Below are 21,194 nucleotides of genomic sequence, written 5' to 3'. Positions count from 1 at the left end.
GGCCCCCCCACAGAAAATCCAGCCCTCGCCCGACCCACGGACCACTCCCGGAGGCTGTGTTCCTCTCTCCCCGGGCCTTTCGGGTAACCCCCATCGCACGCGCGCACGCGCACGACCCTCGAAGGACGGTGATCTGGTGGACGAATCGACCCTCCGACGCCTCGAGGTCGTCCAGTTCGCGGTCGCTGACCTGTCGCTGTTCCACCGGAACCCGCGCCGCGGCGATGTGCGCGCGATCGCGGAGTCGCTGACGGCGCACGGGCAGTACCGCCCGCTCGTCGTGAACGTCGGGACGCTCACCGGACGGCCGAACGAGATCCTCGCGGGGAATCACACGTACCTCGCGGCGTGCTCGCTCGGGTGGGAGACGGTGCAGGCGACGACGGTCGACGTCGACGACGCCACGGCGACGCGCATCGTGCTCGCGGACAACCGGCTCGCGGATCTCGGCTCGTACGATGACGCGGACCTCGTGACGGCTCTCGCTGCGGCCGGCGACCTCGACGGGACGGGCTACACGCAGGGCGACCTGGACACGCTGATCGCGGAGCTGTCCACGCCGGTGTCGCTGACCGACCCGGATGACGTGCCCGACCGCCCGGAGCCCGCGGACGCGATCTCGCGCGTCGGCGACGTGTGGCAGCTCGGCGAGCACCGGCTGCTGGTCGGATCGTCAGGTGACCTCGACGCCGTGCGCGCCGCGGCCGCCGGCATCACGTTCGACTGCTGCTGGACCGACCCGCCCTACGGCGTCGAGTACGTCGGCGGCACCGGCCTGCGCATCCAGAACGACGGCGAGGATGCCGCGATCGCCGTCTCGGTCGCGTTCCTCGAAGTCGCCGCGAAGGTGTGCCGCCCGGGAGCCCCGATCTACGTCGCGCACTCCGACGTGCTCCGCGTCCCGCTGCAGGCGGCGATGGAGCGGCTCGGCATCCGGTACCGGCAGACGCTGATGTGGGTGAAGGACCGCTTCGTGCTGTCGCGCGCCGACTACCACTACCAGTCGGAGCCGATCATCGAAGGCGAGATCGAGCGCGAGTTCGAGCCGATCGCCTACGGCTTCACCGCCGGCGGCGAGGGCCGTCTCGGGCGCGGCGGCGACCACTGGCACGGCGACAACCGGTCATCGACCGTGTTCGACGTCGCGCGGCCGTCGAAGTCGGCGGTGCACCCGACGATGAAGCCGGTCGAGCTGGTCGAGGCGATGCTCGTCAACTCGTGCGCTCCGGGCGCGTGGGTGATCGACGGCTTCGCCGGATCCGGCTCCACGCTCATCGCGGCGCACCGCCTCGCGCGGAAGGCGTTCCTCGTCGAGCTGGACCCGTCCTACGCGGACGTCATCTGCCGCCGCTTTCAGGAGCACACGGGCGTCCTGCCGGTGCGCGATGGAGCGGCCGTCGACTTCACGGTGACCGATGCCGGCGCCTGACCGGAAGAAGGCGTTCGCGCTCTTCCGTGCCGCGGTGCCGTACGAGCAGATCGCGGTGCAGCTCGGCTGCACGGTCGCACAGGCGAAGTCGGCCGTCGCGAAGGCGATCGACGAGTCGCCCGTCGCTCTCGACCAGACCGCCGCGCGGATCCTGCACCTCGAGCGCATCGACGCCCTGCACCGCGCGCACTGGCAGAAGGCGATCAACGGCGATGCGGCATCCACCGATCGCGTGATCAAGCTCATGCAGGAGCGGGAGCGCCTGCTGGGCGAGCCCACGCGCGTGAAGGACGCGATCACCGACGCCTTCGAGAAGACGCTCGCCGAGATCACGACGACGGCCGCCGACGAGGCGCTCATCGCGTCGTGTCGGCAGGTCGCGCGCCAGATCGACCACGCGGTCGCGAACGGGACGTCGCTCGAAGCGACGAAGGCGATGTACCTGCTGCCGCACCTGTGGAACGGGCTCCGAGAGCTCGGCGCGACGCCGGCCGCTCGCGCCGCCCTGAACGCATCGATGCCGACGCCGAGCCCTGACGCGCCGGCTGAGCCTCCGAAGGAGGGGAGCCCGGTTGACCTCGACGACTTCAAGAACCGCCGTCGTGGAGGCGCCGTCTGACTACGCCGACCTGAAGGGCTCGGAGGAGCCTCGCCTGTGGACGCGGCCGCTGCGCCCGCTCACCCCGGAGACGTCGCTCGGCTTCGAGGTCATCGAGTTCGCGCTGCTGTTCCTCGGCATCGACCTCTACCCCTGGCAGAAGTGGCTCCTGATCCACGCGCTCGAGCTTAACCCCGACGGGACGTTCCGCTTCCGCCGCGTGATCGTTCTCGTCGCGCGCCAGAACGGCAAGTCGATGCTCGCCGCAGTACTCGCCGCCTGGTGGCTGTTCGTCGACGCTGACCGCTTCGAGGACCGGCTGCCGCCGTTCCGGTTCAAGGTGCTGGGCACCGCCCAGAACCTCGACACCGCGCAGGACGTCTGGAACCTCACCGGGCGCTGGTGCGACAAGGAGAACGAGGGCCACGTGCCCGAGCTCGCGAAGGCCGTACAGAAGCTGCAGCGGAAGAACGGCCAGCCCGGCATCTACCTCCGCAACGGCGCGCACTACGAAGTCCGCGCGGCATCCCGCAAGGGCGGCCGCGGCAAGTCGGCCGCGCGCGTGCTGATGGACGAGATGCGCGAGCAGCAGACGTGGGACGCATGGGACTCCGTCGCGCAGACCACCAAGGCCGTGTTCAACTCGCAGCTCTGGGGCATCTCGAACGCCGGCGACGTGCGCTCGGTCGTGCTCCGGAAGCAGCGCGAGACGCGCATCGCCGAGATCGAGGATTGGCTCGCCCGCGGCGTGGACGAGCTGGAGGCCTACGCCAACGGCGAGCTCGTCGCCCCGACGGCCGCGCTCTTCGAGTGGTCGGCGCCGGACGGCTGCGCGCTCGACGACATCGACGCGATCCTCCAGGCGAACCCGAGCATCGGGTACGGCGAGATCACCGTCGAGATGTGCCTCCAGGACGCCCGCGACATGCTCGAGGCGTCCTACCGCACCGAGGTGCTGTGCCAGTGGGTGACGTCGCAGGTCAAGTCGTTCATCTCACCGCGGGACTGGCGCCCACGCCGTGTGCCCGTCGCGGAGGTCGCGATCCCGAAGGGCGCGCGTACCGTCTGGGCGGTCGACACCTCGGAGGACCGCTCCACCACCTGGGTGGGCGCCGCAGTACTCACCGCCGACGGCCGCCCGTTCGCCACGGTGAGGATGCGCCGCGCCGGCATGCTCTGGCTCCCGAAGTACATGACCGACCTGGCCGAAGCGTCCGGCCACCGCGAGGTGGTCGTGCAGGCCCGCGGATGCCCCGCGGCCGAGTTCGTGCCGCTGCTCGAAGAGGCCGGGCTGACCGTACACGCACTCGATGGCGGCGCGTTCGCCTCCGCCACCGGCCGCACCCGTGACCGCGTGCTCGATCGGCGCCTCGTCGTCGTCGAGCAGCCCGACATCGACACCGCGATCGAGGGCGGCGTGGTCACCGAGTACGCCGAGAACAAGGCGTGGTCACGACGCAAGTCGATGCCCGTCGACATCTCCGGGCTCGTGGCGCTCAGCGAAGCGCTCTACGGGCTCGAAGTGCTGACGCCGCCGGCGCCGCCCGAACAGTCGCCGCCGCCCCCGGCCGCGCAGATCATCACCCGCGACGACGTCGACGGCCGGAGCGAGGTGAACCTCGCCTACGCCCGATTCTGACAGGAGGCCCGCTTTGGCAGAGATCGGATACCAGACCGCCCCGCTCCAGGGGTGGGCGGGCATGCTCGCTGAGGCCGCCGCCGAGACGAACCCCGAGCTGCAGTGGCCGCAGTCGAACATCGTCTACGACCGGATGCGCCGCGAGGATCCTCAGGTCATGTCGGTGCTGCGCGCCGTCACCCTCCCGATCCAGGAGACGGAATGGCAGCTCGACGACAGCGGCGTCCGGCCTGAGGTCGCGCAGCACGTCGCCGACGACCTCGGCCTCGCGATCAAGGGCCAGCCCCGCAAGGCGCCGCTGCGCACCAAGGGCCGCTTCTCGTGGGACGAGTTCCTACGCCTCGCGCTGCTCGAGCTGGTGTTCGGGCACTCCGTGTTCGAGCAGGTCTACTCGATCGACGCGTTCGGTCGCGCCCACCTGTCGAAGCTGGCATGGCGGCCGCCGCGCACGATCGAGAGCTTCGACGTCGCAGCCGACGGCGGCCTGGTCTCCGTTCGCCAGCACGGCGTCGCGTTCGGCCCCTCCGTCGGGCGCTCGAACTTCATCAACGCCATCGCGGGCGTGCGCATCCCCGTCGACCGCCTCGTCGTCTACGTCAACGAGCGCGAGGGCGCGAACTGGATCGGCGTCTCGCTGCTGCGCGCGGCCTACAAGATGTGGCTCCTGAAGGACCGCACGCTCCGCGTCCAGGCCCTGGCCGCCGAACGCAACGGGCTCGGACTGCCGGTGTACACGAGCGCTCCGCCGCCCGACAACGCCAGCTACGAGCAGAAGAAGCAGTGGCTCGACGACGAGATCGCGCGCGGCCTCGCGATCGCCAAGGGTGCGCGTGCGGGCGACGCCGCCGGCGCCTCGCTGCCGCACGGCGCGACGTTCCGCTTCGAGGGCGTCACGGGCAAGGTGCCGGACCTCGACAAGCAGATCCGATACTACGACGAGCAGATCGCGCGCGCAGTACTCGCGAACTTCCTGAACCTCGGCGGGGACAACTCGACCGGCTCGTACGCCCTCGGTGACACGTTCGCCAACTTCTTCACGAACTCGCTCAACGCGCTCGCGCGGCACATCGCCACGACGACGCAACAGCACGTGATCGAAGACCTCGTGGACGCGAACTGGGGACCGAACGAACCTGCACCCCGCCTCGTCCCGCCGAAGATCGGCGCCGAGCACCCCGCCACCGCCGAAGCCATCCGGGCCCTGCTCGACTCCGGCGCCGTCCGGTGGGATCCGGCGCTCGAGGCGCACCTCCGCGGGCTCTATGGCCTGCCCGTGCGCGTGGATACCACGCCCGAGCCGACGCCGGAGCCCGCCGCCGACCCTGATTCGACCGAAGAGCCTGAGGAGGCCGCATGACCACCATCCGATCGGCCGCCCCCGGGCGCGCCCGCCCGAACGCGAAGGATGCCCAGGGCGACGAGCGCCAGGCTCGCCGCTACTGGGGCTCGGTCGAGCCGCCCACCGCGAAGGCCGACTTCTTCAGCGCCGTGACCGCTCCGTCCGCTGTGGACGGCGACGCGACCGTCGCGACGATCCGGATGTACGGGCCGATCGACTCGTGGGGCGGCTGGTGGGGCATCTCCACCGAAGACGTCGGCCGCGTGCTCGACGCCCTGCCCGAGTCGGTCGAGGAGATCGTGCTCCGCATCAACTCGCCCGGCGGCGAGGTGTGGGAGGCGATGGCGATCCTCAACATGCTCGGCGCACACCGCGCGAGCGTGACGGCCGTCGTCGACGGGCTCGCCGCGTCGGCAGCGTCGTTCATCGCCGCGAGCTGCGACAAGACGTTCATGAGCCCCGGCAGCCAGATGATGATCCACTCGCCGTCCGCGATCGCGTGGGGCAACGCCGCCGAGATGCGGAAGAACGCCGACTTCCTGGACAAGCTCCAGGAGTCGATGGTCGAGGTCTACACCGCGAAGGCGGGCGACCAGGACTGGCCGACGCTGCTGGCCGACGAGACGTGGCTGACGGCCGCGGACACCGTCGCGCTCGGGCTTGCCGACGCCGTCACCGTCGTGCCGGATGCGGGCACCTCCACCACGGTCGGCGCCGACGAGGACGACGAGATCGACGTCGTGTACCTGCCCGACGAACCCGACGACGCGGACGCCGAAGCGCGCTCCGCCCGAGTCCGTGCCGCCGCCGCATCCGCGCGCGCCGCGGCTCCAAAGCCCCCGAGCTCGTCCGAGCCGGGAGAACCCAACACGAAGGAGGCGCTCACGATGAGCGACACCATCAAGGCGGGCCTCGTCCAGCGGCTCGGCGTGCGCGCCGAGGCCACCGACGACGAGATCCTCGCCGCGGTCGATGAGGCGCTCGAAGAGCGCGCCGAGCCGACCACCGAAACCGCCGAGACTCCGGCTCCCACCGCCGCGCTGCCCGAGGGCGTCGTCGCGGTCGACGCCACGGTGCTCGCGCAGCTCCAGGCGAACGCCACGCGCGGCGCTGAGGCGGCTGCCGAGCAGGACCGTGTGCGCCGTGACGGCATCGTCGCGGAGGCGCTTCGTACCGGCCGCATCACCGCCGAGTCGCGCGCCACCTGGCGTGCCCGTCTCGACAAGGACGAGGCCGAGTTCGCGGGCGTGCTCGCGGGCCTGCCCGAGAACACCGCCCTGCCCACCTCCGAGCTGGGACACGCCGCCGGCGAGCCCCGCGACGACGCCTACCCCGCGCACTGGAAGCGCTGAGAGGAGCACTGAACCATGACCAACGAGAGCATCCCGGCGTACCGCCCGGGCGCCGACCTCACCGCGACGGCCGCTGCCGGCGGAGTCGTCGGTAAGACGTTCGTCGACATCACCGCCGCGCTCAACGTGGCGAACGGCACGCCGATCACCGTCGGCCCCGCCACCGCCGCCGGGCTCTCCGTGGGCGTCGCCTCGCGCGACACCGCGGCCGGCGCCAAGCTCCATGTCCTCCGGGGCAAGGGCACCGTCGTCCCCGTCACGGCGGGCGGCACCATCGCCGTCGGCGCCGAGGTCGAGGTCGGCTCCAACGGGCGTGCCGTCACGCTCGCCTCCGGCAAGGCCCGCGGCCGCGCCTGGTCGGCCGGAACGTCCGGATCCGACGTCTTCATCGAGCTCTACTGAAAGGAGCCCGCGCATGCCCACTCCCAACTCGGTCGCGTACCCTCTCGCGGCGCCGAGCGTCAACGGCTCCACCATCACGGTGGAGACGATGCTCAACCAGCCGACGCGTATCACCCGATACCTGTCGGACATCACCCTCCGGAACTACATCAGCGGGCTGTTCTTCTCCAGCCCGGGCGGTGTGTCCGGCGGTGCGGTCGTCTACGACCAGCTCACGCTGAACGACCTGTTCCCGACGCGCGATGTGCAGGAGGTCGCTCCCGGTAGCGAGTTCCCGAACATCACGTCCGAGAACCCGACGCCGAAGACCGCTGCCGTCGAGAAGCACGGTGGCAAGTTCTTCGTCCTCGACGAGGCTCGCGACCGCAACGACCAGGGCGTCATCCAGCGCGAGGGCCGCAAGCTCATCAACGCGATGGTGCGACGCCAGGACGCGCGCTCGATCGCGATCGTGGACGCGGCGCTCGCCGAGTTCTCGTCGCAGGTCGTGGTCGGCACGAACTGGAACAACGTCGTGACCGGCGGCTCCGGCCAGACGAACGCGGCCCTGTGGCCGGCGTCCGACATCGCGCGGGTGCAGACCCTCGCCGACACGCAGGAGCTGGGCGTCGAGATCGACACCCTGATCCTGAACCCGGCGCAGGCGCTGCAGCTCCGCATCGTCTACGGCGACGACCTGTCGTCGCTGCTGGAGACGTACGGCATCGAGAACTTCCGCGTCTCGAACCGTGTCGCCGCCGGCACCGGCTACGCGCTCGCCGCGGGCCAGCCCGGCGAGATCCGCCCCGAGAAGGCGCTCTCGACCGAGACGTGGCGCGAGCCCGAGACGCAGCGCACGTGGGTGCAGACCGACGCCCGCTTCGTCTCGTACATCACCGACCCGTACTCGGTGTTCAAGCTGACGGGGCTGGCCGGCTGATGGCCGCCCGCACCGTCCGGGCCGGCTTCATCGTCTTCACGGACGCGGCCGGCCGCCCGCAGACCGGCTACCTCGGCGACGAGGTGGACGTGCACGACGACGACCTCGAGCGCTTCGACCGGCTCAACCCGGAAGAGGCGCCGCCGGAGGTCGTCGAGCCCGACGAGTCCGAAGAGGACGAGCCGTACGAGGGCGTCAAGGTCGCGGACCTGAAGGCCGCGATCGAGAAGCGGAACGAGAGCCGCGAGGACGCCGACAAGATCAGCGTCGCCGAGCCGGGCAACCGGCCGGAGCTGGTCGCGGCTCTCGTCGCCGACGACGCCAAGCAGCAGTCCTGACAGAAGGGGGCGATGATGCCGATCAAGCCTGAGCACCTCGGGGTAGATCCCGATCTGGCCCGCCGGATCCTCGTGCTCGCGCGGATCATCGCCCCCTGCGTCGAGACGCTGCCCGACGACAGCCCGCTGCGGGAGGACGCGATCGCCGTCCTCCGCGGCGTGGCCGCCGAGGCGGCCGCTCTTCCGCCCCGGTCGCTCGCTTCGACGGGCGTCGGCCCGATGCGCGAGACGTACCGCGACATCGGCTCGTGCTTCACCGAAGACGACAAGGCGTCTCTGCGCTCGCTGTGCGGCCTGACTTCCTCGCCGGGCCTCCCAATGGGGTCGTTCCCCGATCCGGGCCTGGTGAGTCGCCTGTGGCCGGAGACGTACACATGATCCGCGGCGAGACGGTCGTGGTCGAGCGCCCGACGCAGGTCGGGAAGAACTCCCGCAACGAACCGCGCTTCGAGTGGGCCGACGAGGACGTGCACAACGTGCTCGTGTTCCCCGGCCCGCTCGCCGACGTGTCCGACGCTGCCCGCCCGGCCGGGGTGCGCGTCGAGTGGTCCCTCTACTGGCCGAAGACCTACACGAAGAGCCTCGCCGGATGCCGCGTGCGGATCCGCGGGGGAGAGCCGGTGACGATCATCGGCGACCCGCAGGCGTACACCCAGGCGCCCACGCGCTGGAACCGCCCCAGCGAGGCCGGCCGCACCGACGGATAGGAGGCCCTCATGGCAGCGCACGACGTCAAGCTCAACCTCGCCGCGATCAACACGCTCATGCGCTCGGCGCCGGTCCAGGCCGTCGTCGACTCCGCTGGCCGGAAGATGGCCGCCGCCGCCGGCGAGGGCTTCGAGTACGTCCCCCGGCCGCACCGCTGGATGGCGCGCGGCTACGTGCAGGCGACCACCGCGCGCGCCCGTCGCCGGCAGGCCCGCGACGCCGTGCTCGAGCGCGCGATCGGGGCGGTCCGGCAGTGAGGTTCACCGACATCGAGTCGGCCGTCATCGCCTTCCTCGAGGAGCGCGTCGACGCGCCCGTGTCCCTGCGCGTGCCGTCGCCGCGGCCGCCGGCCTTCCTGCGCGCCTGGCGCAACGGCGGCGCTGCAGCGAACCGCGTCCTCGACCAGCCGCAGATCACCGTCGAGGCCTGGGCCAGCGACGACGAGACCGCGGCACGCCTCGCGAACGAGGCCCGCGACGCGCTCCTGCAGCAGTACACGGCGATGCCGTTGGTTCGCCGCGTCGAGGACGTCACCGGCCCCTACTTCACCCCGGACGAGGACACGGAGACCCCCGTCTACCGGTTCACCGTCCAGCTGCGCGTCCGCGCGGCCCGCTGACCCTCCCCGGTCCAGGGGAGTCCACAACGCCGGTCATGCCCCGGCTCACACGAAAGAGAGACACCATGACCGTGAAAGCTGAGCTCGCCCGAATCTTCGGGTCGGACTCCGACGCGATCCACCTCGCGCCGTTCGGCACCACGCTGCCGACGACGATCGACGGCGCGCTCGATCCCGCCTTCGAGGACGTCGGCTGGCTGTCGGAGGACGGCCTCACCGAGACCCTCACCGGTTCCGTCGAGCGTCGGCGCGGGCACCAGGGCCGCGGCGTCGTCCGCACCCTGATGAACGAGTCCGGCACGCAGATCGCGTTCGTCGGCCTCGAGTCCAAGGCGCAGACCAACTCGCTGCGCTACCACGAGAAGGTCGTCGACACCACGACAGCCGGCGTGCGCAAGGCCACCCGCGGGGCCGGCCAGCGAATCCAGGTCCGCGCGGCCGTTATCGACCTCTTCGACGCGGACGACGACGACGTCAAGGAGCGCTTCATCATCCCGCGCTTCGAAATCGCCCCCAACGGCGATCGCACGTTCGTCGGGTCGGACATCGCCGCCTACCCCTTCCTCGGGGAGATCATCGGCGACTACACCCATCTCGCCACCGATCTCGAAGAGGCAGGTGCGTGATGGCCGCCCGCAAGCGCACGCAGCAGCCGAAGGTTGGCGAGGTCTACCGTCAGGACCGGTTCGGCAACAAGCACACCCTCGACGCGGAGGCCGCCGCTGCGGCCGAGGCCGAGCCGCCCACGCAGCCCGCGCTGCCGGCGGCCGACTGACCGCGCCCACAGACCGGTGGGCGGAGCTTCCTCCGACGGCTCCGCCCACCGCCCCCATCCACCAGTCGGAGAACACAGTCGGAGGAGACACATCATGGCCACCAGGCCCACCGCCGCCAAGGCACCGCAGGACCACCAGCCCAAGACCGAGAAGCCCAAGGTCGAGAAGATCACCATCACGATCACCGAGGACGGTGACGAGCGCACCATCCCCGGCCGGCGCGTCACGCTCCGCGGCATCGACGTCGAGGTCGCCGACGAGGCCCTCGACGACTTCGAGGTCCTTGACGACATCCGCGCCGTCCAGGACGCGAACGACGCATCGCGCCTGCCGTCCCTGCTGCGCCGCCTCGTCGGCGAGCAGTACCGCAGCGTCCTCGACCAGCTCCGTGGCCCCAACGGCCGCGTGACGACGTCGGACGGCGCGCAGTTCGTCCTCGACCTGTTCCAGGCGCTCAACCCAAACTGATCGTGCTCGCGGGCGCCCTCGACGACCACGAGGGCGCCCTGCGGGCATCGCTCCAAGCCGAGTACGGTATTCGCCTGCTCCGCGACGGCCGCACCGACCCGGAGCGTACGCCGAGCGAGCTCGGCGACCTCGTCGCGGGCCTCCCGCACGGGTGCGCGCTCTGGCGCGCTGCCGGTGGGCCCATCGCGCTCACCGACGAGGCGCACCTCCTGCGCGAGGCGATCTTCCGCCTCGAGGTCATCGACTGGCACAACGGCGGATCCAAGGGCACCCCGCCGAAGCGAATCGACCTGCCGCGTCCCGCGCACGAGGTGCGCAAGGAGCAGGCCAAGCAGACGGCGAAGGCCGAGCGCCACGCCGCGCGCCAGAAACGGCGGGCAAGCAAGACCTAGACGGGGGTGCTGATGCCGAAGAACGCGCTCGAGATCGCCAACGCGTACGTCGCACTCACCGTCCGACTGCCCAACGCCGCCCGCGACATCGCCTCGGCAGTCAACGCATCGGGCGTCGGCGGCGACATGGGCCAGGCGCTCGGCAAGGCAATGGGCTCGCGCATGTCGTCGGCGATGAAGGCCGCCTCCGCGGCCGCCTCCTCGGCCGCGAAGGAGTCGCTCGAGAAGGCGACCGCTTCGCTCGCCAAGGCCGAGGACGGCCTCACCCGTGCAGCGAACGCTCGCACCGCCGCAGCCAAGCAGGTCGAGATCGCGGAGATCCGGCTCAACGAGCTGCGCGCGAAGGGAACCGCGTCTGCGTCCACGCTGGCCGCCGCGGAGGAGCGCGTCCGGCTCAAGAAGGTCGCACTCGCCGACGCCGAGCGCGGCCACGAGCGCGCGGCCCGGTCGGTCGCTGACGCGCAGCGCGAACAGTCGTCCGCCTCGCAGGCCGTGGAATCGGCCGGCGGCCGCCAGGTGTCGCTGTGGGGCCGCATGAAGGGTGCCCTCGGCGGCGTCGAGGAGAAGGTCCGTTCCTCGAGCGTCTGGATGGGCACCCTCGCGGGTGCTGTGGCCGGTGTGGCGTCCCAGTTGGCCGACCGCGCGTTCTCCGCGCTGTCATCCTTCGGCGCGGAAGCCGCGGCGACGTCGGACGGCGTCCAGAAGTTCGCCAAGACCCTCGAGTTCGCGAACATCGACTCGGGGACCATCGACCGGCTGTCGGCATCCACGCGGGCCTACGCCGACGCGACGATCTACGACCTCACCACCATCCAGAACACCACGGCGCAGCTCGCCGCGAACGGGGTGAAGGACTACGACCGCCTCGTCGAGGCCGGTGGCAACCTCAACGCCGTCGCCGGCGGCAACGCGGACACCTTCAAGTCCCTGGGCATGGTGCTCACGCAGACCGCCGGCGCCGGGAAGCTGACGACGGAAAACTGGAACCAGCTCTCGGACGCCATCCCGGGAGCCTCCGGGCGGCTGCAGGCGGCCATGCTCGCAAACGGCGCCTACACCGGCAACTTCCGCGAGGCGATGGAGAAGGGCGAGATCACCGCGGAGGAGTTCAACGCCGCGCTGCTGCAACTCGGCTCCGAACCCGTCGCCGTCGAAGCCGCCAAGTCCACGGAAACCCTCGAGGGCGCCCTCGGCTCCCTCAAGGCCGTCGTCATCGGCGGCATGTCGGACGCGCTCACCGCGCTCAAGCCCATGCTGACCGGTGCCATCACCGGCGCCGCCGACGTCCTCAGCGGCTTCATCGGATGGGCCGGCGGCGCACTCGGAGGACTCCGCGACATCATCGTCGCCGGCGACTTCACCGGCGCGTTCGCGCAGGCGTTCGGCGTCGCCGAGGACTCTCCCGTCGTCGACTTCCTGCTCAGCCTCCGCGATGCCGTCCTCGGCTTCTGGGACGCGCTGTCCGGCAGCGTCGACGTCAGCCAGTTCGCCGAGCTGCTGCAGTACGTCACCCCGCTGGGGCTCGTCTTCCAGGTGCTCGCGCCGCTGCTGCCGCAGATCGGGTCGGCCCTCGGCCAGGCGGCCGGCGTCATCGCGTCCGCGCTCGGCGGCGCGCTGCAGGCGGTGCTGCCCACCCTGGGCATGGTCATCGGGATCCTCACGGACCTCGCCGGCCAGGTGCTGCCGGTGGTGCTGCCGCTGGTGACGATGCTCGCCGGACTGTTCGCCGACGTGCTCGTGGCAGTCATGCCGCTCGTCGACGTGCTGCTGAGCTCGCTCGAGCCGATCCTCGGCGCGATCGTCCCGGTCATCATGTCGTTGCTCGGCGCGATCATGCCGCTCATCGGCGCGCTCGTGCAGGCGCTGGCACCGATCCTCACGGTCGTCGCGCAGATCATCGCGGCCGTGCTGACACCGGTGCTCGGCATCCTGACCGGAGCGATCCAGGTCGTCGCCGACGTCATCATCTGGCTCGTCGAGGACAGCTTCCAGGCGCTCGCCACCGCGGCGACCTGGCTCTGGGAGAACGTCCTGTCGCCGGTGTTCGAGGCCATCGGGGCCGTGTTCACCTGGATCTGGGAGAACGTCATCAGCCCCATCGTGGGGCTTGTCGTGAACTACTTCCGGTTCTGGGGCGCGGTCGCGACGTGGCTGTGGGAGAACGTGCTGTCGCCGGTATTCGCGGCGATCGGCGAGGTCTTCAACTGGGTCTGGCAGACAGTCATCCAGCCGGTCGTCGACTACATCGCGCTCGCTCTGCGCGGGCTCGGAATCGTCTTCGACTGGCTGTACGCGAACGTCATCAAGCCCGTATGGGACGGGATCTCGAGCACCATCAGCACGGTCTGGAACTGGATCGACCAGAACGTCTTCACCCCGTTCAAGATCGGCATCGACCTCGTCGGCAAGGCGTTCGAGGGCGTAGCGAAGGCCATCGGCGTCGCCTGGGACGGCATCAAGGCCGCCGCCGCCACGCCGATCAACTTCGTGCTCGACACGATCTGGAACAACGGGCTCCGCTCGTTCTGGAACGACCTTGTCGGCACCCTCGGCCTCGACGACATGAAGCTGCCGAAGGCAGACCTCGTGAAGTTCGCCTCCGGTGGCGTCCTGCCCGGCTACACGCCCGGGCGCGACGTGCACCGGTTCTGGTCGCCCACCGCCGGCGGTCTCGCGCTCTCTGGCGGCGAGGCCATCATGCGGCCCGAGTTCACTCGCGCAGTGGGCGGGCCGGCGGGCGTCGACGCGCTCAACGCGGCCGCGCGCCGCGGCGAGATCGGCGACGGCTTCGGCGACTTCGTCGGGGACGTGTGGGAGAACGTGCAGAAGGCCGCATCGGTCGCGTGGGAGTTCCTCTCCAACCCCGCCGCCGCGATCCAGACGCACGTCGTCGACGGGCTCCTCAAGCCGATGCTCGCGGGGCAGAACATCTTCGGGCAGACCGTCGGCGGGCTCGCGATCAACACCGTGAAGAGCATGGCCGACCTGTTCAAGGCCGCAGCGCCGACCGTGCCGGGAGGCAAGGGGATGGGCTGGCAGGCGATGTGGGACATCGTCCGGGGCCGCTTCCCCGACGCGACGCTCAACTCGGCGCTGCGTCCCGGCGCCCGCACCGTCAACGGTGGCCAGTCGTACCACGCCCTTGGGCGCGCGATCGACCTGCCGCCCCGCATGGAGATCTTCAACTGGCTCAAGAGCGCGTTCCCCAACTCGAGCGAGCTGATCTTCTCCCCGGCCGGCAGCAGACAGCTGCTCAACGGCAAGGAACACCTCTGGGGTGGCGCGGTCCGCGCGCAGCACTTCAACCACGTCCACTGGGCGATGGCGAACGGCGGCGTCGTCCCGAAGCTCTACGACCAGGGCGGATGGATCCCTCACGGCGGCATGGCAGTGAACCTGTCCGGCCGCCCCGAGGCCGTCCTCACCCCGGAGCAATCGGCGGCCTACGTCGCCGGCCGCGGCGGCGGGGACACCAACATCACCGTGCAGGCGCTGCCGGGCATGAGCCCGCAGGAGCAGGCCGAGCTCATCGCGAGGGAGTTCCGATGGACGCGCTGATGGTCGAGATCGACGGGCGCCGGCTCCACATCGAGCCGGGCAGCCCCGGCGCATGGTGGCTCACTGAGCTCGAGGGCTTCTACGACTCCCCGGGGACGCGGTTCGACGAGAACCTCATCCCCGGGGAGGATGGTGCCTTCGACCCGAGCGAGATCCTGCTCGAGCCGCGACGCGTCGTCGTGCGCGGCTTCTGCGAGGCCTCGTCCGGTGCCTGGGCAGACCGAGTCGTTCGGCCGTGGCTCGCGTCGCTCGTCAAGAAGAAGGATCTCGGCTTCCGGGCGTTCGTCGGCGGTCAGTGGTTGTCGCTGCGCAACGCGAAGATCCGCGGACAGATCAAGGTCCGCGACCTCGACGAGACCTTCACCGAGTTCGAGATCCCCATCTGGGCCGCGGATCCGCGCAAGTTCGGACCCAAGGCCCGCATCGAGATGGACGCCGCGATCGAACCGTCCGGCGGCCTGCAGTTCCCCCTCGTCGACGGCGCCGTGTCGTTCGGCACGTCCGGGGGAGTGCTGTTCCCCGGTGTCTTCGTCATCCACAACCAGGGCACCGCCGACCTGGTGCCCGAGCGCTTCACCGTCCGCGGGCCGATCCCACGGTTCGCGATCACGTCGGAGTCCAGCGTCATCGAGTACGACGCCGCGATCGGCCGAGGTCAGGAGCTCACGATCACGCCCTACGCCGGCGGCCGCGCACACCTCGCCGGCGCCGACGTGTCCCACAACCTGCTGCGCGCCGACTGGGTCCCGATCCGGCCAGGCGAGACCCGCGGCTACCTGTTCAGCCCCGAAGACCCGCAGCCGGGCTCGCAGCTGGCGATCGACTACTCGGAAGGAGCGTGGCTCTGATGGTGACCGTGACCGCCGGACTGGCGATCGACCTGAATGACGACGGCGACGGGACGACGAGCATCGGCTTCCGCCGAGCGCTCGCGGTCCTGCTCAAGCAGTCCGCGCCCGGCGTGGCCACACCTGGCCGCATGGGCGCCGATCACTTCGTCGTCGCCGGTGCGCCGGCGTCGATGGAGTACTCCGTCAGCGGCGGCGGCCTGGTTCTCGTGCGGACCGCGTCCGGCGGCGCCTACCTCGTCGGGATGCCCTCGAGCGTCACCGTGCCGACGGATCCCGCCGACGGCGTCAACCCGCGCATCGACCGGATCTACGCGAAGCAGCCCGACCCGCCGATCGACGGTGCCGCCGTCGACACCGAGTTCATCATCGACGTCGTGTCGGGAGACCCCGCAGCCTCCCCGCTGCCCCCAGCACTCCCCGCCGGCGCCTTCGAGCTCGCACGCAAGGAGATCGCTGCCGGCGCGACCAACACCCAGGCCGGCAAGCCGTTCACCAACATCGCACCGCTGTCCGGGCTCAACGTCGGCGTCGTCACGGTCGCACAAGGCGGCACCGGCTCCACCAGCCCCGGCGACGCCCGCATCGCCCTCGGCATCCCCACCACCCACAGCGGATCCGGCGCGCCGGCGAACACGCTCGGCCGCGACGGCGACGTGTACTTCCAGCCGCTCTGAGTAGGGGGTCGACATGGCCGTATCCGAGGGACAGCTCAACGGCGCGCGCGACTACCGCGCGCGCATCGACATCTGGTACTCGGGCGTCCAGGACTGGCCCGGCAACCGCTCCCGGTTCGACTGGAACGTGCAGCTCATCGACGCTGCCGGCTGGGGATCGTGGACGAACAGCACCTGTGAGGTCTGGGCGTCGATCGGCGGTGTCAATTACTACGGCACCTTCACCATCCCGCAGAGCACCGCCGGTCAGAACCGCGTCGTCCTGTCAGGGTCGACGTGGCACGGCCACGACGGCGAGGGCTTCCGCCCCGGCTTCGCGAGCGACGCCTACATCAAAGTCCCGCACTCGAACATCGGCGAAGGCGGATCCGGGCAGGCCTGGGTCGACGCCCCCCGCATCCCGAAGCCCCCGACGGCCCCACGCAACCTGCGCGTCGAGAACGTGTCGCCGATCAGCGCCGGCGTCCGCTACGACGGCCCCGCCGACTGGCGCGGATCCTCGCCGCAGGGGTACACCGCCGACTGGTACGAGATCAACAACGCGAACAACCCGCTCGTCTGGCGCGACCTCAACTCGCAGGGCTACACAGACCCGCAGGGCGGCGCCGTCGCCGGCGCTCCGCAGCTCAAGCCCGGCACGACCTATCACGTCTACGTCTACGCCCGCAGCAACGTGGGCAACAGCCCGTCCGCGAGCATCGCGCTCACGACGGACGCCGGCGGCCGCATCAAGGTCGGCGGCACCTGGCGCGAAGCGACGCCCTGGATCAAGGTCAACGGCGTCTGGCGCCGCGCCCGCCCCTACGTGAAGCAGAACGGCGCCTGGCGCGCCGTCCGCTGACCCGCAGACAGCACGACCGCCCCCGGCGCCCGTCGGGGGCTTCGCCATGAAAGGACACCGAAATGCCCGAAGTGAAGGGCGGCTACCAGCTGCCCGCGACCAGCAACTACGTCAGCTCGAGCTGGCAGGACCACAAGAACCGCCGGCCACCGTCCCAGGAGCCCGGCACCGACTACGGCATCGCCTACGGTTCGACCCTCCGCGCCCCCGAAGACGGCTACATCGAGTACGTCAAGACCAGCGCGTCCGGCGCGATGGGCCGCGTCGTCAAGATCCGCCTCAACGACGGCCAGTCGGTCCGCTACCTCCACCTGTCGCGCATCACCGTCAACTCGGGCCAGAAGGTCCGCCGCGGCGACGTCGTCGGCTACTCGGGCGCCTCCGCAAACGGCAAGGACTGGGGCGTCGGCGCGCACGTGCACGTCACCCTCATGCCCGGCCACGCCGACACCTTCGGCAACACGCTCGACTTCGCCCGACAGGTCGGCGCCGACAACGACATCACGATCGCCTTCTCCCAGAAGGTCGCGAACGAGCAGAACTTCCTCAACGCCGCGCAGGGCGAGAAGCTCGTCGTCGACGGCCTCGCCGGCCCGCTCTACCGCGCCGCGGTCGGCCGCTACCAGCAGTACCTCAAGGGCCGCGGCTGGTACGACGGCGAAATCGACAACGCCTGGGGCCCGAAGACCCAGGCCGGCCACGAGAAGCGCTACGCCGAGTGGGTCGCGCAAACGACCCCGAAGCCCAACCCCGCCTATCACCGAGCCACCGTCGCCGACCTCGCCGAGCTGCAGTGGGTGAACGGTCTGCAGAAGATCGCGCACCTCTACGGCTACGGCAAGGGCCAGGCCCAGTCGACCTGGATGGACAACAAGTGGGGCGGCGGCTCGCAGGCCGGCCTGCAGCGCTTCCTCGACCAGAACCACGGCGGATCGCTCGCTGCGTGGCTCCGTGCAAAGTGGGGTTACACGGACAACGACGACCTGTGGGGCCCCAACATGAAGGCCGCCGCAGCTCGCGCCGAGGCCGAGAACTACAAGGCGCTCTGATGCGCTCCCAGGGTCCGCGCCACGCGGGGCCGCGTCCCCACACCTCGTGGTGGCGCGGCCCCTGGCCACCGAGCGTCCTGCTCCTCGCGATGGTGCCGCTGCTGATCTGGGAGCTCACCTGGTCGCTGCCGTTGCTGACGGGAGGGCGCTGATGGTCGAACGTTACGCGGTCCCGCAGGAGAAGCGGCGCGTGCTCGAGGCGATCATCCGGATCATCGACATCGTCGCCTACTTCATCATCTTCGTCGGCGGCTGCTACGCGCTCTTCTGGACGCCTGACAGCGTGCAGCGCGAGCTCGCGGGCGCCGAGTGGCTCGTCCCGCTCTGGGCGGGCTTCCTTCTCGTCGGCGGCGGGCTCGGCATGGTCGGGCGCATCAGCCGCATCTGGATCCTCGAGCCACCGGCCGACGTCGCCGCGATCGCCGGCGCCGCGATCTACTTCGTGGTGCTCGGCGGCACGCTCTTCACATCGGTCACCGCCGGTGTCGCGACGACGCTCGTGTTCTACGCGCTCATCCAGATGTTCCGGCGCTACATCGAGCTGCAGATCTTCGGCACGGACCCGAACGTGCACGGCTTCGCTGATCGGGTCGCGGAAGCGCTACGGAGGCGAACGGGCAACGTCGCTCCGCGAGAGGAGTAGGCGTGGAGAACGTCAACTTCGTCACCATCATCGTCGCGGTCCTCGGCGCAGGCGGACTAGGCGCGTTCGCCAGGGAGATCGCCGACATCGTTTCCAAGGTCCGCCGCGGTGTCTCCACCCGGGAGACCAACCGCAAGAACGACATCATCGGCCAGCGCGACGCTGCTATCAAGCGCGCCGACGACGAACGCGATCGCGCGGACGACGAACGCCGCCGGCGCATCGCCTGGCAGGAGTACGCCGGCCTTCTCGCCTTCCGCCTTCGCATGGCCGGCATCAGCCCCGACGCCCTCCCGGACGGCCTCGAGGACACCATCAACCCCACGTGACTGAGGAGGTCACCATGCACCTGTCCAACCTCGCGAACGCGAGCTGGTGGAAGGACGCCGCGCTGCGCGGCCTCTACACCGCCGTCGCGATCGCCATCCCCTACGTCGGCGGCTCGCTCGTCGCCGACGTCCCGTGGCTCGCGATGCTGTCCGCGGCCGCGGTCGGCTTCATCGCCTCGCTCGCGACGTCGCTGTTCGGCCTCCCCGAGGTGGAAGGCGTGAACCTGCCCTGGTGGCTCGCCGCCGTGGAGCGCGTCGTCAAGACGTTCTTCCAGGCCCTTGCCGCCGGCATCGCCCCTGCGACGTTCCTGACCGACGTCGACTGGTCCACCGTCCTGCAGGCGTCCCTCATCGCCGCTGGGCTCTCGCTCCTGCGCCTCATCCTGGCCACCCTGCCCGCTGACCCCACCCGGGCCCCGATCGACGCAGGAGAGGCCGGCAGCGGCCGCGTGGCCACCATCACGGTCATCGCCGGCAACAGCGGAGTCGACGCCGCGGCAGCCGCGACCGAGATCCGCCGCGCGCTCGGCTGACAGAAGGGAGAACGCCGGTGGCCGGATACCTCGTGGGCGGGCGATTCCTCTCCGGAGAGATCACCCTGCGCAAGCTGGTCCCGCTCTCGTGCGGCGTGGAGCTCACGCTCAACGCCCCCGAGACCCTGCGGGCGCAGCTGCAGCTGCCGTACGTGGATCCGGCCACCGACGTCGCCCTCGACATCCCCAACCAGCTGCTCCCGCAGCGCGACTTCATCGGCTGGGTCGAGAACGGCGTCCTCCTCGCCGCCGGCCAGATCCAGGGCGACCCGTTCGCCTTCCCCTACTCGTCGACGCTCACCGCCGCCGGCGCGTGGGAGTACTTCGCCAAGCGCAAGGTGCTCCCCGTCCTCACGGCCGCGCAGCTTCCCTCGAACGTCACCTCGAAGTGGACCAACACTTCGCTCCGCACGATCGCGAAGCGGCTCGTCGAGCAGGCCTGTGCCTGGCCGGCCGCCGGCATCCCGATCGACTACGAGCCCGACTTTGCCGGCACCAACGAACGGGAGTACCCCGGCGCGGATCTCATGTGGGTTGCCGAGGCCCTCACGAACCTCACGGAGGTCGAGGACGGTCCCGACATCGCCTTCCGCCCGAAGCTCGACGGCCCGCGCCACGTCCGCTGGGATCTGCTCACCGGCGACCCCGATCTCACGCAGGGCGGCGTCGACCACTACTGGGACGTGTCGGCGCCCGGACCGAACGCCTACATCTCGGACCTCGACCGCGACGGCCGCGATCTCGCCACGCACGCGTGGGGCGTCGGCGCGACGAACGACGAGACACAGATCCGCCTCGAGGCGAAGGCGTCCTCGACCGCGCTGCTGGACGCCGGCTTCCCGATGATGGAGACCGTCGAGAACCGCAACAGCGTCCTCCGTGCAGAGACCTTGCAGGCGTACGTCGACGAGGCCGTTGTCCGCTACTCCGCGTTCACCGAGACCTTCACCCTCAAGGTCTCGCGCGACGAGGACCCGAAGCTCGGAACCTACTGGCCGGGGGACTGGGCCAAGATCAAGGTTGCCGCGACCGCCCGCGTCCCCGCCGGCATCTACCGCGTCCGCATCGTCCGGATCTCGTTCGACGCCGAGGGCGACGTCACGCTGCAGTGCGCGCCCGAGCGCGTCGCTGGCGGCTACCCCGTTCCCTCGAGCGACCGCCAGTGGCTCTCCAACCAGCTGCGCGCCCTGCAGGGCCGCATTGACGAAACGAACAGGGGGTAGGCCGGATGCCTACGATCACAGGTCCGATTCTCGATTCCGCGGGGAGGCCGGCGAACGGGATTCTCCGCGTCGTCGCATCCCGGCCCTTCGATACTGGAGCCGGCCACGTGACCCAGGCCGCCAGCACCGCCAACGTTCGCGACGGCATTCCTACTGTCGCGTCGGGCGCATGGTCGCTTCCCGCAACGCCGGAAGGCGTGTACCTCGAGCTCGAGCAGGATCTCGACGGCGAGAATGTGGCTCGCTTCACGCTGTCCGTCCCCGACGTCCAGACGATGTCGTACAGCGAGCTCCTTTTCAACCGCGGCGGCGGTGAGGGCGGCGCCAACCCCTACTGGTGGGATCTCACGGGAGGTCTGGACTTCCCGCCGACCGCCGTGAACGGGGATCTCGGATTTGACAGTGACACAGGAAACGTGTGGAGGTACGAGCAGTGAGCAAGGTTCTCATCGGAAGCGTTCGCGGCCCGGCAGGTCCGGTTGGTCCCGCGGGTCCCGTCGGCCCGGCAGGTCCG

At 70.4% G+C, this 21,194-nt stretch carries 27 protein-coding genes; all 27 read left to right on the top strand.

The annotated features are described in order from the left end of the window. The first annotated feature begins 136 nt into the window (after positions 1 to 136). The 27 genes from MA875_RS04625 to MA875_RS04495 all read left to right on the top strand — a co-directional run bounded on the left by MA875_RS04625 (position 137) and on the right by MA875_RS04495 (position 21,117). A complete protein-coding gene (locus tag MA875_RS04625; RefSeq protein WP_248240575.1) occupies positions 137 to 1,429 on the top strand; it encodes a DNA modification methylase in 1,293 nt (430 codons plus the stop codon). Then, positions 1,416 to 2,048, top strand: coding sequence for a terminase small subunit (locus MA875_RS04620; protein ID WP_248240574.1), 633 nt, complete (start codon positions 1,416 to 1,418; stop codon positions 2,046 to 2,048). The genes MA875_RS04625 and MA875_RS04620 overlap by 14 nt, the downstream gene beginning before the upstream one ends. Then, complete coding sequence (locus MA875_RS04615) at positions 2,002 to 3,666, top strand: terminase large subunit domain-containing protein (protein WP_248240573.1); 1,665 nt, start codon at positions 2,002 to 2,004, stop codon at positions 3,664 to 3,666. Before MA875_RS04620 ends, MA875_RS04615 begins: the two co-directional genes overlap by 47 nt. A gap of 13 nt (positions 3,667 to 3,679) precedes the next feature. Then, a complete protein-coding gene (locus MA875_RS04610; RefSeq protein WP_248240572.1) occupies positions 3,680 to 5,023 on the top strand; it encodes a phage portal protein family protein in 1,344 nt (447 codons plus the stop codon). Further along, positions 5,020 to 6,357 (top strand): head maturation protease, ClpP-related, encoded by a 1,338-nt coding sequence (locus MA875_RS04605; protein WP_248240571.1) that lies wholly within the window; start codon positions 5,020 to 5,022, stop codon positions 6,355 to 6,357. Before MA875_RS04610 ends, MA875_RS04605 begins: the two co-directional genes overlap by 4 nt. 15 nt (positions 6,358 to 6,372) lie before the next feature. Further along, complete coding sequence (locus MA875_RS04600; RefSeq protein WP_248240570.1) at positions 6,373 to 6,759, top strand: capsid cement protein; 387 nt, start codon at positions 6,373 to 6,375, stop codon at positions 6,757 to 6,759. A gap of 13 nt (positions 6,760 to 6,772) precedes the next feature. Continuing rightward, positions 6,773 to 7,678: a major capsid protein gene (locus tag MA875_RS04595; protein WP_248240569.1), complete on the top strand. Its 906-nt coding sequence runs from the start codon at positions 6,773 to 6,775 to the stop codon at positions 7,676 to 7,678. Continuing rightward, a complete protein-coding gene (locus MA875_RS04590) occupies positions 7,678 to 8,016 on the top strand; it encodes a hypothetical protein (RefSeq protein WP_248240566.1) in 339 nt (112 codons plus the stop codon). Before MA875_RS04595 ends, MA875_RS04590 begins: the two co-directional genes overlap by 1 nt. Before the next feature lie 15 nt (positions 8,017 to 8,031). After that, positions 8,032 to 8,394 carry a hypothetical protein gene (locus tag MA875_RS04585; protein ID WP_248240564.1) on the top strand — a complete coding sequence of 121 codons (363 nt, stop codon included), beginning with the start codon at positions 8,032 to 8,034 and terminating at the stop codon, positions 8,392 to 8,394. Beyond that, positions 8,391 to 8,723, top strand: coding sequence for a hypothetical protein (locus MA875_RS04580; RefSeq protein ID WP_248240563.1), 333 nt, complete (start codon positions 8,391 to 8,393; stop codon positions 8,721 to 8,723). Before MA875_RS04585 ends, MA875_RS04580 begins: the two co-directional genes overlap by 4 nt. 9 nt (positions 8,724 to 8,732) lie before the next feature. After that, on the top strand, positions 8,733 to 8,981 hold the full coding sequence (locus MA875_RS04575; RefSeq protein WP_248240562.1) for a hypothetical protein: 249 nt from the start codon (positions 8,733 to 8,735) through the stop codon (positions 8,979 to 8,981). Beyond that, positions 8,978 to 9,343 (top strand): hypothetical protein, encoded by a 366-nt coding sequence (locus tag MA875_RS04570; protein ID WP_248240561.1) that lies wholly within the window; start codon positions 8,978 to 8,980, stop codon positions 9,341 to 9,343. Before MA875_RS04575 ends, MA875_RS04570 begins: the two co-directional genes overlap by 4 nt. A 65-nt stretch (positions 9,344 to 9,408) precedes the next feature. Continuing rightward, complete coding sequence (locus MA875_RS04565; RefSeq protein WP_248240560.1) at positions 9,409 to 9,969, top strand: phage tail tube protein; 561 nt, start codon at positions 9,409 to 9,411, stop codon at positions 9,967 to 9,969. Then, a complete protein-coding gene (locus tag MA875_RS04560) occupies positions 9,969 to 10,118 on the top strand; it encodes a hypothetical protein (RefSeq protein ID WP_248240559.1) in 150 nt (49 codons plus the stop codon). Before MA875_RS04565 ends, MA875_RS04560 begins: the two co-directional genes overlap by 1 nt. 94 nt (positions 10,119 to 10,212) lie before the next feature. Continuing rightward, positions 10,213 to 10,587, top strand: a complete 375-nt coding sequence (locus MA875_RS04555; protein ID WP_248240557.1) for a hypothetical protein — start codon at positions 10,213 to 10,215, stop codon at positions 10,585 to 10,587. Between the two features lie 2 nt (positions 10,588 to 10,589). Next, on the top strand, positions 10,590 to 10,979 hold the full coding sequence (locus MA875_RS04550) for a hypothetical protein (protein ID WP_248240556.1): 390 nt from the start codon (positions 10,590 to 10,592) through the stop codon (positions 10,977 to 10,979). A 12-nt stretch (positions 10,980 to 10,991) separates the two neighbouring features. Then, entirely contained in the window at positions 10,992 to 14,537 is a 3,546-nt protein-coding gene (locus MA875_RS04545) for a tape measure protein (RefSeq protein WP_248240555.1), read from the top strand. Further along, the gene (locus tag MA875_RS04540) at positions 14,525 to 15,385 is read left to right on the top strand and encodes a hypothetical protein (protein ID WP_248240554.1); all 861 of its coding nucleotides are present in this window, start codon (positions 14,525 to 14,527) and stop codon (positions 15,383 to 15,385) included. The genes MA875_RS04545 and MA875_RS04540 overlap by 13 nt, the downstream gene beginning before the upstream one ends. After that, positions 15,385 to 16,062: a hypothetical protein gene (locus tag MA875_RS04535; protein ID WP_248240553.1), complete on the top strand. Its 678-nt coding sequence runs from the start codon at positions 15,385 to 15,387 to the stop codon at positions 16,060 to 16,062. The genes MA875_RS04540 and MA875_RS04535 overlap by 1 nt, the downstream gene beginning before the upstream one ends. Before the next feature lie 13 nt (positions 16,063 to 16,075). Continuing rightward, the gene (locus MA875_RS04530) at positions 16,076 to 16,903 is read left to right on the top strand and encodes a fibronectin type III domain-containing protein (RefSeq protein ID WP_248240552.1); all 828 of its coding nucleotides are present in this window, start codon (positions 16,076 to 16,078) and stop codon (positions 16,901 to 16,903) included. Positions 16,904 to 16,965: 62 nt separating this feature from the next. Then, complete coding sequence (locus MA875_RS04525) at positions 16,966 to 17,952, top strand: M23 family metallopeptidase (protein WP_248240551.1); 987 nt, start codon at positions 16,966 to 16,968, stop codon at positions 17,950 to 17,952. Further along, positions 17,952 to 18,104, top strand: a complete 153-nt coding sequence (locus MA875_RS04520; RefSeq protein WP_248240550.1) for a hypothetical protein — start codon at positions 17,952 to 17,954, stop codon at positions 18,102 to 18,104. Before MA875_RS04525 ends, MA875_RS04520 begins: the two co-directional genes overlap by 1 nt. Next, on the top strand, positions 18,104 to 18,595 hold the full coding sequence (locus tag MA875_RS04515; RefSeq protein ID WP_248240548.1) for a hypothetical protein: 492 nt from the start codon (positions 18,104 to 18,106) through the stop codon (positions 18,593 to 18,595). The genes MA875_RS04520 and MA875_RS04515 overlap by 1 nt, the downstream gene beginning before the upstream one ends. 2 nt (positions 18,596 to 18,597) lie before the next feature. After that, positions 18,598 to 18,924, top strand: a complete 327-nt coding sequence (locus tag MA875_RS04510; RefSeq protein WP_248240546.1) for a hypothetical protein — start codon at positions 18,598 to 18,600, stop codon at positions 18,922 to 18,924. Then, positions 18,921 to 19,457: a holin gene (locus MA875_RS04505; RefSeq protein WP_248240544.1), complete on the top strand. Its 537-nt coding sequence runs from the start codon at positions 18,921 to 18,923 to the stop codon at positions 19,455 to 19,457. The genes MA875_RS04510 and MA875_RS04505 overlap by 4 nt, the downstream gene beginning before the upstream one ends. Positions 19,458 to 19,474: 17 nt before the next feature. Then, positions 19,475 to 20,680: a hypothetical protein gene (locus tag MA875_RS04500; RefSeq protein ID WP_248240542.1), complete on the top strand. Its 1,206-nt coding sequence runs from the start codon at positions 19,475 to 19,477 to the stop codon at positions 20,678 to 20,680. A 107-nt stretch (positions 20,681 to 20,787) separates the two neighbouring features. Beyond that, entirely contained in the window at positions 20,788 to 21,117 is a 330-nt protein-coding gene (locus tag MA875_RS04495; protein WP_248240540.1) for a hypothetical protein, read from the top strand. Positions 21,118 to 21,194: the final 77 nt, after the last annotated feature.

This window comes from Microbacterium kunmingense, assembly GCF_023155745.1.
Lineage (GTDB): Bacteria > Actinomycetota > Actinomycetes > Actinomycetales > Microbacteriaceae > Microbacterium > Microbacterium kunmingense.
The sequence above is the reverse complement of the archived record's forward strand: the minus strand, read 5'-3'. Positions and strand labels throughout refer to the sequence as shown.

Coding starts and splice junctions, on each gene's coding strand:
- MA875_RS04520 (WP_248240550.1), top strand. CDS start 17,952: ATGCGCTCCCAGGGTCCGCGCCACGCGGGGCCGCGTCCCCACACCTCG.
- MA875_RS04620 (WP_248240574.1), top strand. CDS start 1,416: ATGCCGGCGCCTGACCGGAAGAAGGCGTTCGCGCTCTTCCGTGCCGCG.
- MA875_RS04555 (WP_248240557.1), top strand. CDS start 10,213: ATGGCCACCAGGCCCACCGCCGCCAAGGCACCGCAGGACCACCAGCCC.
- MA875_RS04530 (WP_248240552.1), top strand. CDS start 16,076: ATGGCCGTATCCGAGGGACAGCTCAACGGCGCGCGCGACTACCGCGCG.
- MA875_RS04535 (WP_248240553.1), top strand. CDS start 15,385: ATGGTGACCGTGACCGCCGGACTGGCGATCGACCTGAATGACGACGGC.
- MA875_RS04580 (WP_248240563.1), top strand. CDS start 8,391: ATGATCCGCGGCGAGACGGTCGTGGTCGAGCGCCCGACGCAGGTCGGG.
- MA875_RS04575 (WP_248240562.1), top strand. CDS start 8,733: ATGGCAGCGCACGACGTCAAGCTCAACCTCGCCGCGATCAACACGCTC.
- MA875_RS04560 (WP_248240559.1), top strand. CDS start 9,969: ATGGCCGCCCGCAAGCGCACGCAGCAGCCGAAGGTTGGCGAGGTCTAC.
- MA875_RS04515 (WP_248240548.1), top strand. CDS start 18,104: ATGGTCGAACGTTACGCGGTCCCGCAGGAGAAGCGGCGCGTGCTCGAG.
- MA875_RS04595 (WP_248240569.1), top strand. CDS start 6,773: ATGCCCACTCCCAACTCGGTCGCGTACCCTCTCGCGGCGCCGAGCGTC.
- MA875_RS04545 (WP_248240555.1), top strand. CDS start 10,992: ATGCCGAAGAACGCGCTCGAGATCGCCAACGCGTACGTCGCACTCACC.
- MA875_RS04525 (WP_248240551.1), top strand. CDS start 16,966: ATGCCCGAAGTGAAGGGCGGCTACCAGCTGCCCGCGACCAGCAACTAC.
- MA875_RS04605 (WP_248240571.1), top strand. CDS start 5,020: ATGACCACCATCCGATCGGCCGCCCCCGGGCGCGCCCGCCCGAACGCG.
- MA875_RS04590 (WP_248240566.1), top strand. CDS start 7,678: ATGGCCGCCCGCACCGTCCGGGCCGGCTTCATCGTCTTCACGGACGCG.
- MA875_RS04565 (WP_248240560.1), top strand. CDS start 9,409: ATGACCGTGAAAGCTGAGCTCGCCCGAATCTTCGGGTCGGACTCCGAC.
- MA875_RS04600 (WP_248240570.1), top strand. CDS start 6,373: ATGACCAACGAGAGCATCCCGGCGTACCGCCCGGGCGCCGACCTCACC.
- MA875_RS04540 (WP_248240554.1), top strand. CDS start 14,525: ATGGACGCGCTGATGGTCGAGATCGACGGGCGCCGGCTCCACATCGAG.
- MA875_RS04585 (WP_248240564.1), top strand. CDS start 8,032: ATGCCGATCAAGCCTGAGCACCTCGGGGTAGATCCCGATCTGGCCCGC.